Genomic DNA, 14,116 nt, shown 5'->3' with positions numbered 1-14,116 from the left:
ACAAGATGACACAACAACAGATGCCTTGGTGGCGCGGTGCGGTGATTTACCAGATTTATCCGCGTAGTTTCTATGATGCAAACCAAGACGGAATTGGCGATTTACCGGGGATCACCCAACAGCTGCCTTACATTGCAGCGCTGGGTGTCGACGCCATTTGGCTATCACCCTTTTTCACATCGCCAATGAAAGACTTTGGCTATGACGTCTCTGATTATTGCGATGTCGATCCTTTGTTCGGATCGTTAGATGATTTCAAACAATTGGTTCGCGCCGCACATGATCTCGGCCTTAAAGTCATGATCGATCAGGTACTCAGCCATACCTCGGACGAGCATGCGTGGTTTGAGGAAAGTCGTGTGAGTCGCGACAACCCGAAATCCGATTGGTATGTGTGGGCGGATCCCAAGCCTGATGGCACGCCACCGAACAACTGGCTTTCGATTTTTGGTGGCTGTGCGTGGCAGTGGGAAAGTCGGCGCCAGCAGTACTATCTTCATAACTTCTTGGTCAGCCAGCCTGACTTGAACTTCCATAACCCAGAAGTGGTTGAACACTTATTGGAAGTGGTGAAGTTTTGGCTTGATTTGGGCGTTGACGGTTTTCGACTCGATACCGTTAATTTCTACACCCATGACCGCCAATTGCGCGATAACCCGCCGCTGTCGGCAGGCGACAGCAAATCACTTGGGGTACCGGGCACCAATCCTTACTCGATGCAAAAGCACCGCTACGATATTTCGCAGCCGGAGAATATTGGGTTTCTGAAGCGCTTACGAACACTGTTGGACCAATATGATGACATCACGACAGTGGGGGAGATTGGCGATGACAACCCACTGGCATTGATGGCGGAATACACCAGCGGCAACGACAAACTCCATATGGCGTATACGTTTGATTTACTCAACGTGCATCGCTCTCCAGCGTATTTGGCATCAGTGATCACCAACATTGAAGCGGCTATTGGCGATGGCTGGCCGTGTTGGGCACTGTCAAACCACGATGTAGTGCGTTGTATCTCGCGCTGGGGAGACCAAGAAGCCGATCCGTTCGCCTATGGCAAGGTGCTGTTGGCGCTGCTGACCACGCTGCGTGGCAGTGTCTGCTTGTATCAAGGCGAAGAGTTAGGGCTTCCTGAAGCCGATATTCCCTTCGATAAAATTCAAGACCCTTACGGCATTCCGTTTTGGCCTGAATACAAGGGCCGAGATGGCTGCCGAACGCCCATCCCGTGGGAAGCAAAGCAAGACCATGCGGGATTCAGTGTGAATGAACCTTGGCTACCTGTTGACGCGCGACACAATGCGCTGGCCGTTGATCAACAGGAAACGGACGTGAACAGCATGCTCGCGCATTACCGAGGCTATTTACGTTGGCGTAAACAGCATCTCGCGCTGGTTAATGGCGATCTCACCAATCTGACGTCCAACGAACAAGGCTTGAGCTTTGTTCGACGTGAGGGGGATCAAGCCGTGCTGGTGGCGTTTAACCTAACGGATTCTCCGATGACCATGACGTTGCCAGCAGGTGATTGGCACGCACTGGAAGGGCATGGATTTACCTTCGATATTCGCGATGACTCGGTCATCTTGCCACCGTATCAGGCGGCATTTGCAACAAAATTAAACGGGTAAGGACGCATTATGGCTGAGGTCATTTTAAAGCAAGTAAATAAGAAATTTGGCAAAGTTCACGTTACCAAAGACGTGGATCTCGATATTCATTCCGGTGATTTTGTGGTGTTTGTCGGCCCGTCTGGCTGTGGTAAATCGACATTGTTGCGATTGATCGCAGGGCTTGAAGATATCACCAGCGGCGAACTCATGATCGAAGGGCGGGTTTGCAACGATCTTCCTCCACCGGAACGTGGGATCGGCATGGTGTTCCAGTCCTACGCGCTCTACCCGCATATGACGGTCTACGAAAACATGGCCTTTGGTCTACAACTGGCTAAAACTGAACCGAAAACCGTGGACGAGAAAGTGCGCGACGTGGCGGCGGCGTTGCAATTAGAACCGTTACTAGAGCGTAAACCCAAAGAGTTGTCAGGTGGGCAACGTCAGCGTGTGGCGATTGGTCGTGCGATTGTGCGTGAGCCAAAAGTGTTCTTGTTTGATGAACCATTGTCGAATTTGGATGCGTCTTTACGTGTGCAAATGCGCATGGAGATCGCGCGACTGCACGAGCGTTTGGGGGCAACCATGATCTACGTGACACACGATCAGGTCGAAGCCATGACGCTTGCCACCAAGATCGTGGTACTCGATGCGGGTCGTGTGGAACAAGTAGGTTCACCCCTTGAGCTATACAACCACCCCGCTAATACATTTGTGGCGGGCTTTATTGGCTCACCGAAGATGAATTTCCTCACTGCGGATATTGTGGAAGCGGGGGAGTTAACCACACGTGTTCAAATTCACCGTGGGCAAGAGATTACTGTGGCTGCGAATACCTTGGGCGCGAGCGTGGGTGACCCGTGCGTGGTGGGTATTCGTCCCGAACATATTCAGTTTGGAGAGAACGACGCTATTCAAGAAGGCGGCGTTGAGCTGAGTGTGGTTGAGCAATTGGGTAACGAATGCTTGATGTATTTCAACACGCCGCAAAGCAACGATCCTGTGGTTATTCGTATCGAAGGACAAACTACGATCCGCGCTGGTGACAAGCGCTGTATCGAGTTTCCTCAAGAATACTGTCACTTGTTTGACCGTGACGGAAAAGCGTTTAAACGTTCAGTGGTGGGTGAAACCAAGCCATCACTGGTCGTCACACCGTAAAATATAATAAAACAACGTTAGAAGGCCAAAGAGGCAGGGTTAACCTGCCTCTTTTTTTATCTTCGTGTTACCAAGTTAGAACGTTAGCAGGCTACCTGTTTCGCGGTCCTACGCCGGAATACGGGATCCCCGTCAGCTCCGCCATGTCTTTGTGGAAAGTCGCCAGATCATCCATCACAAATTTATTGAGGTGATCATGCCCACATGCTCTCGCCATCACTTGCATCAAGTGTGTCGATGCATTGAAGAAGTTTTGCAGACGCTCTGCGCCAACTTCCACATTCATGCGTTTGCGAAGCTCAGGGTCTTGCGTGGCAATACCAGACGGACACATGTTGGAGTTACACATGCGCGCGCCGACACAGCCAATGGCTTGCATGGCACTGTTTGATAGGGCGATACCGTCTGCACCCAATGCCAACGCCTTCACGAAATCACTCGGTACACGTAAACCGCCCGTGATGATCAGCGTCACGCCGTTCACGCCCTGAGAATCAAGGAAGTGACGAGCACGCGCCAGCGCTGGAATGGTGGGCACACTGATATGATCGCGGAACATCACAGGCGCTGCACCTGTGCCGCCGCCGCGTCCATCAAGGATGATGTAATCAGCGCCGGCTTCCAGAGCGAAAGCCATGTCTCGTTCAACGTGGTTAGCACTGAGCTTAAAGCCGATTGGAATGCCGCCACTTTCTTTTCGAACCTCATCCGCAAAACGGGCAAAATCCGCCGCGGTTTTCATGTCCGTAAACGTTGAGGGTGAAATCGCATCTGTGCCTTCGGCAATGCCACGGACTTGGGAAATCTTCCCTTTGTTTTTGATCCCCGGCAGGTGGCCACCTGTGCCCGTTTTCGCCCCTTGACCACCTTTGAAATGGAAGGCTTGGACTTTTTTCATCAAGTCCTTGTTGTAGCCAAACTCCGCACTGGCAAGTTCATAGAAATAGCGGCTGTTCGCCGCTTGTTCTTCTGGCAGCATGCCGCCTTCGCCAGAGCAGATCCCCGTGCCTGCCAATTCCGCGCCGGTGGCGAGTGCAACTTTGGCTTCTTCAGACAGCGCACCAAAACTCATGTCAGAGACAAACAGCGGCGTTTTCAATGTCAGCGGCTTTTTCGCGTTCGGGCCAATCACCAATTCCGTCCCGACAGCGTCTTCATCCAGCAATGGCTTGGCCGCCATTTGCGCCACCATTATTTGGATTTGATCCCACTCCGGCAATTGGTAGCGGGGGACACCCATCGATGTCATCGGGCCATGGTGACCAAACTTGGTGAGGCCATCTTTTGCGAGCTGGTGGATAAGCTCCACATTCGGTTCTTCTTTGGTGGCTTTCGCCGCGGGTTGTGTCGCAGCGTCGGTGACGATCACTTCAGGTGCGGGTTTTCCCACATCTTCTGCGCTGTATCGGGTATGGGTGCCATCGCAAAACGGCATGTTGGCAGAGTGTTTACAGGCGCAGAAATAGGCTTCGCCATCTTTCTCTGCCTTGTACGCAAGCGGCGTGATGCCCGTGCCTGCATGGGAACCGTCACAGTAGGGTTGAGACGCTGATTTACCGCAGCGACAGTAGTAATACTCTTTCCCTTTTTCGAGGTCGACTTTTGTAGGTTTGTTATCAAACACGACAGGATCTGTCATCGTTAGCTCCTTATGAACGACATGACTTCCAGAGTCCAAGCTTGTTAGTTTATGTAAGGTGCTTGGTGATAACAGTATGGCTGTATGTTGCACTTTGTGTGTGTTCAATAATGAGCTTCATCTAAATTAGCATGCGCTCAGAATGGGCTTACTAGATCAGCTATGTGACTGAATAAACAACTAGTTGCTATGAATCTCTCCGACCCAAACTTGCCAAGGTCGTAAGTGCAGCGCCTCGTTGTGTGGTGGAGGTGACACCTGCATATGCGGAATAGGCAGTGTTTTCGCGGGGCTGGGTAAATTAAGGCGGATAGTTGCGTCTTGGTTTGAGCCATTGATGGCAATGACTAAGGTCTGTGACTCATGGTGACGTTCAAACACCATGAGTGCTTCATTATATGCCAGCATGCGGCAACTGCCTTCGCACAACGCGGGTTGCTGCTGTCGCCATGCCAGCATTTCGCGGGTGAAGTTGAGCGTAGATTGAGGATCTTCTTGCAGAGCATCAATTGAAAAGGCTTGGTGCTCGTCATCAATGGGTAGCCATGGTGACTGGGAACTGAACCCAAAGAAAGGGGCGTCTTTTTCCCATGGCAGGGGAGTGCGACACCCATCTCTTCCCACGTAGTTAGCAATCACTTGCTGGCCGAATAAATCTTTTCGATCGGATGGGGAAACATTCGCTTCGGGTAAGCCCAGCTCTTCGCCTTGATAAATGCTAATCACACCTTGCAGCGAGCAAAGCAACGCAAGCAGCATTTTCGCCGCCGCGGGTTGGTTGTTGGCCTGTTGCCAGCGGGAAACCGTGCGCGCGATATCGTGATTCCCCAACCCCCAGCAGCCTAATCCTGGATGAACGGCATTGAAGAACTGGGTGAACTGCTCGCCAACTTGCTGCACATTCTGGCAAAGACTCAGCGATTCAAAGATGTTGGCCGCATCAAGGGCATCCCCTTCACTGGTGTAGCGGTCGATCACGGCATAGGGTGAAGGGTCGCTTAATGAACCGAGCAGCCACTTTCTTTCATCATACCCGTCAGCAATCACCCGCAATTGTTTGAGCAAATGAATGTTTTCAGGACGACTGATGTTATAGCGTTGGCTTTGGTACAGATATGGGTCGTTTCTGGCTTCGTCTTGCCACCCCAAATGACGGGGGGGATTATTGCGTAGCTTATCATCGTGCAAAAACAGGTTCACTGAATCAAGACGAAGACCGGTGATGCCCGTGTCGAGCCAAAATCGTACATCTTTCATTAGCTGACGGACGACATTGGGATTTCGGTAATTTAAATCCGGCTGATTACTGAGGGTGTTGTGCAGATAATACTCACCACGCGTCGGGTGCCATCGCCACGCTGATTCGCCAAAAATAGTGAGCCAGTTATTGGGCGGCGTGCCATCAGCGCGAGCGGGCGACCAAATATACCAATCCGATTTTTCGTTGGGAGTTCCACTGGCGCTTTCCAAAAACCATGGATGCTTACTTGAGGTGTGGTTGGCCACGAAATCTAGAAAAACCGCAATGCCACGTGCTTTGGCTTCTTCCACCAGCGCCGCGAACGTCGACATATCGCCGTATTCAGGATTGATCGCGCAGAGATTGGTAATGTCGTATCCAAAGTCGCTCAATGGCGATTCAAATATTGGAGACAATAAAATGCCGTCGACATTTAGCCACGCAAAGTAATCGAGCTTTTCTCGAATGCCATTGAGATCACCAACCCCGTCGCCATTGCTGTCGAAGAAGCTTCTAACGTAGATGTGGTAGAGAATTGGCGATGCACTGAGTTTCATGGTTTTTCTTTATTTCCTAGTGGTTTACCCCCTATAGCGTAGCGCATGGATACGTGGTGTTCGTGATTTATTATCTAGACTTTCGGTTTACAGTGTAAATAGAAGTACATACGCAAATTGAGACTCAAAATGAGAAATCGCCTAAACCAACGGTGACCGATTAAACCATTTAGCTCGCAAGCTCTCCCATTGGTGACCTTCTCAAATAAACATATTTGTTGGCCTTAGAATATCTGTCTACGCTTTATACAAATGTCGTGTATGTGACACGGTTGTTCCTTTTACTCAGTACAGGTCGAGATATGGGATTGTTTGGAAGCAACACAAATGGCGTGAGCAAACAGATTCTGGATAAAGCGTCGGACGCTATTGTTTATACAGATAAGAAAAACAGAATTCATTACATGAATGCCGCTGCGGAACGTTTCTTTGGCGTGTCAGAGAAAGACAAAATAGGGCAAGATTTCAGTACGTTACAGATTGGTGCGCTTCAGGAAGGCACGACACGCGTTGAGCTGAAAGATCAGGGAAACAAGAAAGTGTGGTGCGATATCACACTAAACAAAGTGTCGGTTTCTGGTGGCGTTGGTTGGTCAGCCTTTCTCCGTGATGTCACTGAAGAAGTGCTCGCGCGCGAACGCTCAGAACAAATGGTGTCGCAATCGGTGAATGCCGTTGTCTCCATTGATGGCCAAAACTGTGTCACTTACATGAACGATGCTGCCGTTGAGTTGTGGGGTTACAGCAAAGAGGAAGTGATTGGGAAAAACGTCAAAATGCTCGTTCCCAAAGATATTCGCGCCTTCCACGATACCTACGTCAACACTAACCGTGAGTCCAAAGTCGATATGATTGTTGGAACAAGCCGGGATGTCGAACTGGAGCGAAAAGATGGAACAACCCTGTGGGCAAATCTGTCACTTTCTCGTATCGAAGTCGGCGATGAAGTGGGGTACACAGCGTTTACTCGAGACATCAGTAAAGAACGCCTCGCTCGCGAAGAAAATGAACAAGTGCTTCGACAGGCGATCGATGCCGTGGTCAGTATTGACTCTGACAATAATGTGACATTCTTTAACCCTGCGGCAGAAGAGCTTTGGGGATTCAAAAGTGATGAAGTCGTGGGCAATAACGTTCGCATGCTGGTGCCTGATGAGTTTCAAGCGAACCACGATAACTTCGTGAACGCGAACCGTCGCACGGGTAACAACAAGATAGTGGGTTCTGCCCGTGAGTTGGAAATGCAGCGTAAAGATAAGTCACGTATTTGGGTGAACTTTTCGCTGTCAAAAGTCGATATTGGCGGCAACATTGGTTACACCGCCTTTGTTCGGGATATTACAGAGCAACGCACAGCGCAAGAAGCAATCAATCAAACCTTGTCACAGGCACTGGATGCGGTTGTCACCATCGATGAAAACAACATCGTGACTTTCTTCAACCCTGCCGCTGAAAAACTGTGGGGCTATGACCCTTCGGAAGTCGTCGGGCAAAACATCAAAATGCTAGTACCGCCAGAAATCCAAGCCAACCACGATAGTTACGTTAACGCGAATCGTACGACAGGACAGGACAAAATTGTCGGCTCTAGCCGCGAAGTCCCTGTTCATCGTAAGGACGGCAAATTGGCCTACGGCTTACTGTCATTGTCTAAGGTCGAAGTAGATGGGAAAACCATGTACACCGCTTTTGTCAAAGATGTCACGGCGCAGGTTCAACAGCGCGAAGGCATGAGTGAAATCATGGGTGGCGTAGCAAACTCAAGTGCAGAAATATCCAACATCGCGAAAGTGATCGATGGTATCTCTGAGCAAACCAACTTACTGGCATTGAATGCTGCGATCGAAGCGGCGCGTGCGGGTGAACATGGCCGAGGGTTTGCCGTCGTGGCAGATGAAGTCAGACAATTGGCTTCGCGCTCATCAGAGTCGACCAACGAAATCAACCGTCTTTCTGATGATACCCAGAAGCTGTTGGACGAACTGGCTGCCGTTCTCAAAGTATCAACGGGTCAGTAATTTTAGACATGGGGACGCCCTGTCCCCATCCTTACATTTTTCGTCGTTATGTTCTTCTCGCCCTACCACTTACCGTACTGTAAACAATGACTTTATATTTATCCCAGAGTCAATAAAGAGACACGTTTTTATCTCCAATCTCCTAAACTACTTTTGTACATAAATTTAATTCTGGAACCATTTCGGTGTCGACACCGAGACAGAGGAAATAGGTCATGAGCCAACACGAAGCAGATATTGTTCAAGAGCCAGAGAAGCAGAGCTACGAGTGGCGTGCGTTCTTATTTATTACTGTGTTTCTGTTTCCGATTTTGAGCGTGATGCTCATTGGCGGTTACGGGTTCGCCATTTGGATGAGTCAGGTGTTCTTTTTCGGCCCCCCTGGGCATGGTTAGTACCCCGCAACACTTCCTGAGCGATGAATAAGAGCAGATAACCATGAAAGAATTCTTAATGAAACTCTGGACGACGCTGAAACGTCCAGCAACCAAAATCAGCCTTGGCACCTTGACCCTTGGTGGGTTCATTGCAGGGGTGATTTTCTGGGGTGGATTCAACACCGCATTAGAAGTCACCAATACTGAGAAGTTTTGTATCAGCTGTCACTCCATGCGTGACAACGTATATCCTGAGCTTCAGCACACCGTGCATTGGTCTAACACATCTGGCGTGAGAGCGACGTGTCCTGATTGTCACGTTCCTCATAATTGGACAGATAAAATTGCGCGGAAAATGCAGGCAAGTAAAGAAGTGTACGCGCAGATTTTTGGCGTGATTGGTACACGTGAAAAATTCCTCGATAAGCGCTTAGAGTTGGCTCAGCACGAATGGGCAAGGTTTACAGCCAATGGTTCGGCTGAGTGTAAAACCTGCCATAAATACGAAAGTATGCAGATTGAAAACATGCGCCCAGCGGCACGTCTGCAAATGGCGCAAGCGGCAGAACGTGACCAAAGCTGTATTGATTGTCACAAAGGGATCGCCCACGAGCTACCCGCTGAAATGGACTCAACAGGCGGCATGCTCGGTAAGTTGATTTCCATGTCTCACAGCACCAGTTACGACAAAGACAAACCCGTTTATAGCGTCAACTTCTTAGAAATGTATGTCGATAAAGAACTGACCACTGACGGTGGTGTGCTTGAGCCTGCAACCAAAGTGACTGTGATTGATGACAGTAAAGAGGCCATCAGAGTGTCTATCACTGGCTGGCGTAAAATGAAGGGTTTTGGTCGGGTGATTTATGAAGACTTCGGATTGAATATTGCTTCTGCCGCCTTGTCGAAAGCCGTCGCACAGAGTGATACCGACGTGAGAACCTTCGAGACCAAAGAAGATGACCTGACTGGCCTGACATGGCAGCGTGTTGAAGTGGACTTGTGGGCGAAAAAAGCCAACTTCCTCGACAACATTGACCCTGTGTGGACCGAAGCGAAGCAAGCATACGACACCAACTGTAGCTTGTGTCACACCCAACCCGATGTTGCGCACTTTGATGCCAACACGTGGCCGGGCATGTTTGACGGCATGATGGGCTTTGTGAATTTCGATCAGGCAACACAGTCGCTGGTGCTGAAGTATCTCCAAAAACACTCCAGCACATTTGCTGAACACTGAGAGGAATAGCGACATGGCGATGAATAGACGTTCTTTCTTAAAACGCATGTTGTCTGTCAGTGCAACCGTAGCTATCGGGCCAAGCCTGTTGGTTGCGACGGACGCAGAGGCGAATGCGGAATTACTCGAAGGTGCATGGCGCACGTCGGGTTCCCACTGGGGCGCTTTTAGAGCGCGAGTGGTGGGCGGTGAAGTGGCAGAAGTCGTGGCATTTAGCCATGACAAACATCCCACCGAAATGATCGAAGGGATCAAAGGATTGATCTACAACCCATCTCGGGTGAGATACCCGATGGTGCGATTAGATTGGCTGAAAAAAACCGAAGGCTGGAATACCACACGTGGCGATAATCGCTTTGTGCGTGTGACGTGGGATCAAGCGCTCGATTTGTTCTACGACGAACTAGAGCGGGTGCAGAAAACCTACGGGCCTTCAGGCTTACTTGCGGGTCAAACAGGTTGGCGACAGACCGGCCAGTTCCACAGCTGTACCACCCACATGCAGCGCGCTGTTGCGATGCATGGCGCCTTTGTTAAGAAGATCGGGGATTACTCCACAGGAGCAGGGCAAACCATCATGCCTTATGTTCTTGGGTCAACAGAGGTGTATGCACAGCAAACCTCGTGGCCTTTGGTGTTGGAGCATGCCAAACAAATCGTTATTTGGGCGAACGATCCGATCAAGAATGCGCAAGTGGGCTGGCAGTGTCCGACCCATGACGTGTATGGCTATTTTGCCGAGCTAAAAGACAAAGTGGCCAGCGGCGACATTAAAGTGATTTCTGTCGATCCTGTGGTGAGCAAAACACAGAACTATCTGGGTTGTGATCAGCTCTATATCAACCCGCAAACTGATGTTCCCTTCATGTTGGGGATTGCCCACACGCTCTATACCGAAGACCTCTACGACAAAGATTTCATCAAGCTCTATTGTCTTGGCTTTGAGCCCTTCGTCGATTATGTGATGGGTAAAACCAAAGACAAGGTAGAGAAAACACCCGAGTGGGCAGCGGAAATCTGTGGCGTACCTGCCGAAAAAATTCGCGAGTTCTCCCGCATGATAGCGAGCGAGCGCACTCAGCTGATGTTTGGCTGGTGTGTTCAGCGTCAACAACATGGTGAGCAACCTTATTGGATGGGTGCCGTGATCGCAAGCATGCTCGGAGGCATTGGCCTTCCTGGGGGTGGGGTGTCGTATGCGCACCACTACAGCGGTATCGGTGAGCCAGCAACAGGAGCAGCAGGCCCGGGTGGTTTCCCTCGTAACCTCGACCCCGGAATGACGCCGCTCCACCCCAATGCAGATTACAAAGGGTATGCCAGCACGATTCCTGTGGCGCGATGGATAGAATCCATTGAAGAGCCGGGTAAAGTGATCAATCACAATGGTAACAAAGTGAAGTTACCACCGATTAAAATGGTTGTGGTCAGCGGGAACAACCCATGGCATCACCACCAAGATCATAATCGGATGAAGAAGGCGTATTACAACATTGAAACCGCCGTCACCATTGATTTTGCATGGACAGCGACCTGCCGTTTCTCTGACATTGTATTGCCTGCCTGTACCCAGTTTGAGCGCAACGATTTAGATCTCTATGGCGCTTATTCAGCCACGGGCATCATTGCTATGCACAAGCTGGTGGACCCGCTTTATCAATCGCGAACCGACTTTGACATCTTCAAAGGGCTGGCACAGCGTTTTGGCGCGGGTAAAGATAAAGAATATGCCCAAGAAATGACGGAAATGCAGTGGGTTGAGAAGCTCTACAACGAATGCGTTGCCGCCAACAAAGGTAAGTTTGAGATGCCAGATTTCAGTACCTTCTGGAAAGATGGCTATGTCAGCTTCGGCGAAGGCAGCACCTTTGTTCGTCATGCACTGTTCCGAGAAGACCCAGAGTTGAACCCGTTAGGCACCCCTTCCGGCTTTATTGAGATCACCAGCCGTAAAATCGGCAGTTTTGGTTACGAATATTGCCAAGAACACCCGATGTGGTTTGAAAAGGCCGAGCGTTCTCATGGTGGGCCCGGGTCAGCATCCTTCCCCTATTGGCTGCAGTCCTGTCACCCTGATAAACGCCTTCACTCCCAGATGTGTGAGTCACCCGCTATCCGTGAAACCTATACGGTTCAAGGGCGCGAGCCAGCCTATATCAACCCAGATGATGCCAAAGCAAAAGGCATTAAAGATGGTGATTTGATTCGGGTGTATAACGACCGAGGCCAACTCATTGCGGGGGCCGTGGTGTCCGCCAACTATCCACCGGGTGTGATTCGCATCCAAGAAGGTGCTTGGTATGGCCCAACAGGCTCTGAAATCGGTGCGATAGATACTTATGGCGACCCGAACACGATGACCTTGGATATCGGCACGTCTGAGCTTGCGCAAGCGTGCAGTGCGTATACATGTTTGGTTGAATACGAGAAATTCAGCGGTGAAGCACCTGCAGTGAATGCCTTTAGCGGACCGATTGTCGTGGTACCGTCAACGTAAGTTCGTAAAGACGTTTTTCGTCAGTAACAGAAAGCACAAAAAAGAGCCGATGAGAGGCTCTTTTTTTTTGTGCTTTTTTACGGCGCTAACGATGACTGACTTACCACTACACCCAAACAACCTGAAGATGCAGGATTCAGTAAAAATCGAGCATCTTCAGGTTGTTTGGGTATCCATGCACATGAGTTTAACGCACGTTATGCGGCCATTTCAGCTTTCATCGTATCCGCAACGAAGTGCAACAGTGCGACCCAAGCAGCGCGAGTTTCTGGGGTGAAATCGTCCCCCAACCCGACTTTCAGGGTGTGAAGCAGGGCATTGCCGACAGGCGTGAAGTGGGATTTTTTTACCCCGTATCCTTCATGTCGTTTTGCCAATTGCTGCAATACAGGGAGCAACTGTTCGGGTGCATTCAATGTACTTACCGCTGCGTGGAGCATGGCCATCAACTTGCGACCTTGTTGTTTCATATCACCTTTAAACAGAGATTTAAGCGACGGATCATAAGAGAACAAGGTGTCGTAAAATATCTCTGCGGCTTTGAGCGAGATGGGCTCTACTTTTTTAAAGCTCTCTGTGATCAAAGTGACTTGGTGTGCTGTTAACGCCATGACAGGAATCCCCAAAAGATGATGCAATGAATATATACCCAAGCACCTTCAGGTGACTTGGGCATAAATATTTGTAGTGTCTTCTATCAAAAGGTTAGGAAAACCTAGCTCATTGTCCAGTTAACTTTTTCGTAACATGACGTGCGGTGATCTTTGATGTAAATGGAACGCGCTTAACATCCATAATTGGATCTCACCAATGTTATTGACTTTCCTATTAGCGATTTCAGCGGTTTGTTAGATAATTTAATTGAAATCATCTTCATACACTATTCAGAGTGAGCTTCTATATACCCAAGCAACCTGAAGATGCAGGATTCAACTCGTCCGAAGGTAGGCCGTCAAGTTGCTTGGGTATATAAGGCGAACTCTCGCTGATCAAGCACGTGATAGCAGCTTGGGCACAGCGTCAAACACTTTGCATGCAGATGATTGAAGCGCATAACTGGTTTGTCCTGATGGGTATCGGGTTCGCGCTACATTATCAAAAAAAAGACCGTCACAGCGGCGACATGACAAGGAGCAGCATGTTTACATTTAGCGATATTTGCTTGCGGCCTGCTAAAACAGAAGAGCGGGATCATCTTTGGCACTTTATCTATGTGGAAAATGAGTGGAAAGCGCATGATGCCCCTTATTTTCCATTGGAGCATCAATCCAAATTTCAGTTTCGCCGACATTTGTTTAAACGCCTAAAAGAAGCAAAAACGGCCATCGTCATTGATTATCACGGCGAAGCGATTGGTTATCTCTCGTGCTACTGGGAGGATCAGTCAACACGCTGGCTAGAAGTTGGCATCACCATTTTCACCTCAGCACACTGGGGAAAACAATTGGGCCGCAAGGCACTCACATTGTGGATCTCCCATCTGTTCGAACACTATGACGTCGAACGAATTGGACTAACCACGTGGTCTGGTAATCCTCGTATGATGAAATGTGCCACTGCTTTAGGTATGCAGGAAGAAGGAAGGATCCGTAAAGTCCGTTTCCACCAAGGTCAGTACTATGACTCTTTACGTTATGGCGTATTGCGTGATGAGTGGCAGGCTCTGCAAAAAAAGGACAATAAACTTCGCTGTGTTAGCTAGGGTCTGTCGGCCTTGGCTGGTTGAGTTTTTTCAAGCGAACAGCATGAAACGCTTTTCGCTCGGGAC

Annotated in this window: 10 protein-coding genes; 7 read left to right on the top strand and 3 right to left on the bottom strand. The window is 49.6% G+C overall.

The genetic code is table 11. From position 1 onward, the window contains the following. Nucleotides 1-5 precede the first annotated feature (5 nt). On the top strand, nucleotides 6-1,637 hold the full coding sequence (locus Q365_RS0101240; RefSeq protein ID WP_028021630.1) for an alpha-glucosidase: 1,632 nt from the start codon (nucleotides 6-8) through the stop codon (nucleotides 1,635-1,637). A gap of 9 nt (nucleotides 1,638-1,646) precedes the next feature. Further along, nucleotides 1,647-2,780, top strand: a complete 1,134-nt coding sequence (locus Q365_RS0101235; protein ID WP_028021629.1) for an ABC transporter ATP-binding protein — start codon at nucleotides 1,647-1,649, stop codon at nucleotides 2,778-2,780. 91 nt (nucleotides 2,781-2,871) lie between these two features. Here Q365_RS0101235 and Q365_RS0101230 read toward each other — a convergent pair whose 3' ends face one another. Then, a complete protein-coding gene (locus Q365_RS0101230; protein ID WP_281173687.1) occupies nucleotides 2,872-4,458 on the bottom strand; it encodes a glutamate synthase-related protein in 1,587 nt (528 codons plus the stop codon). Between the two features lie 141 nt (nucleotides 4,459-4,599). Continuing rightward, a complete protein-coding gene (locus Q365_RS0101225; RefSeq protein WP_028021627.1) occupies nucleotides 4,600-6,216 on the bottom strand; it encodes an alpha-amylase family glycosyl hydrolase in 1,617 nt (538 codons plus the stop codon). Between the two features lie 302 nt (nucleotides 6,217-6,518). On the opposite strand from Q365_RS0101225, the gene Q365_RS0101220 reads away from it, so the two are divergent. The 4 genes from Q365_RS0101220 (at nucleotide 6,519) to torA (ending at nucleotide 12,348) form a co-directional block, all read left to right on the top strand. After that, on the top strand, nucleotides 6,519-8,234 hold the full coding sequence (locus Q365_RS0101220; RefSeq protein ID WP_028021626.1) for a PAS domain S-box protein: 1,716 nt from the start codon (nucleotides 6,519-6,521) through the stop codon (nucleotides 8,232-8,234). A 215-nt stretch (nucleotides 8,235-8,449) separates the two neighbouring features. After that, nucleotides 8,450-8,629: a trimethylamine N-oxide reductase system protein TorE gene (torE, locus tag Q365_RS0101215; RefSeq protein ID WP_028021625.1), complete on the top strand. Its 180-nt coding sequence runs from the start codon at nucleotides 8,450-8,452 to the stop codon at nucleotides 8,627-8,629. 43 nt (nucleotides 8,630-8,672) lie between these two features. Beyond that, a complete protein-coding gene (gene torC, locus Q365_RS0101210) occupies nucleotides 8,673-9,851 on the top strand; it encodes a pentaheme c-type cytochrome TorC (protein WP_028021624.1) in 1,179 nt (392 codons plus the stop codon). A gap of 13 nt (nucleotides 9,852-9,864) precedes the next feature. After that, nucleotides 9,865-12,348, top strand: coding sequence for a trimethylamine-N-oxide reductase TorA (torA, locus tag Q365_RS0101205; RefSeq protein WP_028021623.1), 2,484 nt, complete (start codon nucleotides 9,865-9,867; stop codon nucleotides 12,346-12,348). 197 nt (nucleotides 12,349-12,545) lie between these two features. Here the strand turns inward: torA and Q365_RS0101200 are convergent, their stop codons facing one another. After that, nucleotides 12,546-12,959, bottom strand: a complete 414-nt coding sequence (locus tag Q365_RS0101200; RefSeq protein WP_028021622.1) for a globin family protein — start codon at nucleotides 12,957-12,959, stop codon at nucleotides 12,546-12,548. Nucleotides 12,960-13,486: 527 nt separating this feature from the next. Here Q365_RS0101200 and Q365_RS0101195 point away from each other — a divergent pair. After that, nucleotides 13,487-14,050, top strand: a complete 564-nt coding sequence (locus tag Q365_RS0101195; protein ID WP_028021621.1) for a GNAT family N-acetyltransferase — start codon at nucleotides 13,487-13,489, stop codon at nucleotides 14,048-14,050. The last annotated feature ends 66 nt before the right edge of the window (nucleotides 14,051-14,116 follow it).

The organism is Enterovibrio calviensis DSM 14347 (genome assembly GCF_000621165.1).
GTDB classification, from domain to species: Bacteria; Pseudomonadota; Gammaproteobacteria; order Enterobacterales; family Vibrionaceae; genus Enterovibrio; species Enterovibrio calviensis.
The sequence above is the reverse complement of the archived record's forward strand: the minus strand, read 5'-3'. Positions and strand labels throughout refer to the sequence as shown.

What these genes read in the sequence shown, in the direction of transcription:
- Q365_RS0101240 (WP_028021630.1), top strand. Translation starts at nt 6, where the DNA reads ATGACACAACAACAGATGCCTTGGTGGCGCGGTGCGGTGATTTACCAG.
- Q365_RS0101225 (WP_028021627.1), bottom strand. Translation starts at nt 6,216, where the DNA reads ATGAAACTCAGTGCATCGCCAATTCTCTACCACATCTACGTTAGAAGC.
- torA (WP_028021623.1), top strand. Translation starts at nt 9,865, where the DNA reads ATGGCGATGAATAGACGTTCTTTCTTAAAACGCATGTTGTCTGTCAGT.
- Q365_RS0101200 (WP_028021622.1), bottom strand. Translation starts at nt 12,959, where the DNA reads ATGGCGTTAACAGCACACCAAGTCACTTTGATCACAGAGAGCTTTAAA.
- Q365_RS0101195 (WP_028021621.1), top strand. Translation starts at nt 13,487, where the DNA reads ATGTTTACATTTAGCGATATTTGCTTGCGGCCTGCTAAAACAGAAGAG.
- torE (WP_028021625.1), top strand. Translation starts at nt 8,450, where the DNA reads ATGAGCCAACACGAAGCAGATATTGTTCAAGAGCCAGAGAAGCAGAGC.
- Q365_RS0101220 (WP_028021626.1), top strand. Translation starts at nt 6,519, where the DNA reads ATGGGATTGTTTGGAAGCAACACAAATGGCGTGAGCAAACAGATTCTG.
- torC (WP_028021624.1), top strand. Translation starts at nt 8,673, where the DNA reads ATGAAAGAATTCTTAATGAAACTCTGGACGACGCTGAAACGTCCAGCA.
- Q365_RS0101235 (WP_028021629.1), top strand. Translation starts at nt 1,647, where the DNA reads ATGGCTGAGGTCATTTTAAAGCAAGTAAATAAGAAATTTGGCAAAGTT.